Here is a 1,179-nt window from a genome sequence, read left to right as displayed (position 1 = left end):
CTCCGCGGTGCCCGCCTCAGGGGGTGGGGGCGGGCTCGGGGGTGTCCGTGTGCTCGCGCCGGGCGAGCCGGTTCTTGCGGTGGCCGTACCCGAAGTAGATGACCGCGCCGATCAGCATCCAGGCGAGGAACCGCAGCCAGGTCTCCACCGACAGGTTCAGGCTCAGGTAGAGGCACGCCACGGCGGTGAGGATCGGCAACACCGGCGAGAACGGCACCTTGAACGGCCGCTCCAGGTCGGGCCGGCGCTTGCGCAGGATCGGCACCGCGATCGCGACCAGCGTGAACGCACAGAGCGCGCCGATGCTGACCAGGTCGGCCAGCGCCGACAGCGGAAGGAAACCGGCGAGCAGCGCCACCGCGACGGTCATGATGCCGGCGATCCGGTACGGGGTACCCCAGCGCGGGTGCACCTTGGCGATGGCGGGCGGGATGAGCCCGTCCCGGGCGATGGCGAAGCCGATCCGGCCCATGGCCACCAGGTCGACCAGGATCACGCTGGTGAGCCCGGCGACGGCGGCGATGGAGACGAGCACCGCGGCCCAGCCGGCGCCGACCGCCCGGAACGCGGACGCGATCGGCGCGCCCTCGTCGATCTCGGTGTACTTGACCATGCCGACCACGACCAGCGAGACGCCGATGTAGAGCACCGTGGAGATGAGCAGCGTGCCGAGCAGACCCAGCGGCAGGTCCCGCTTGGGCTTGCGGGTCTCCTCACCCAGGTTCGCCACGGCCTCGAACCCGGTGTACGCGAAGAACACCACTGCGGCGGCGGTGAGCACCCCGACGAAACCGAAGACGGAGGGCTCCAGCCCGAAGATGACCTGGGTGACCGGCTGCTTGATGCCGTCGTCCCCGGCGCCGGCCGGCTCGGCGGCCGGGATGAACGGGCTGAGGTTGGCCGCCTTGACGAAGAACAGCCCGGCGATGATGACGAAGGCGCAGATCGCCACCTTGACCAGCACGAGCAGGTTGGTGACCCGGGCGGACTCCCGGATGCCGACGATGGCGACCACGCCGAGCACCAGCACGATGCCGATCGCGCCGAGGTTGACGACGCTGCCCTCCTCGGCGAACCAGGCGCTGGGCAGGCCGAACAGGTCGGCGAGGTAGCCGGACCAGCCGCGGGCCACCACCGCCGCGCCGAGCGCGAACTCCAGCAGCAGGTCCCAGCCGATGA

1 protein-coding gene is annotated in these 1,179 nt (G+C 71.0%); it reads right to left on the bottom strand.

Going from position 1 to position 1,179, the window contains the following annotated elements; translation table 11 throughout:
* Positions 1–16 precede the first annotated feature (16 nt).
* Positions 17–1,179: amino acid permease (locus AB0L34_RS34130; RefSeq protein WP_363709810.1), on the bottom strand; the 1,163-nt coding region annotated here is incomplete at its 5' end.

This window comes from Micromonospora sp. NPDC052213, assembly GCF_040679695.1.
Classification (GTDB): Bacteria; Actinomycetota; Actinomycetes; order Mycobacteriales; family Micromonosporaceae; genus Micromonospora.
The sequence above is the reverse complement of the archived record's forward strand: the minus strand, read 5'-3'. Positions and strand labels throughout refer to the sequence as shown.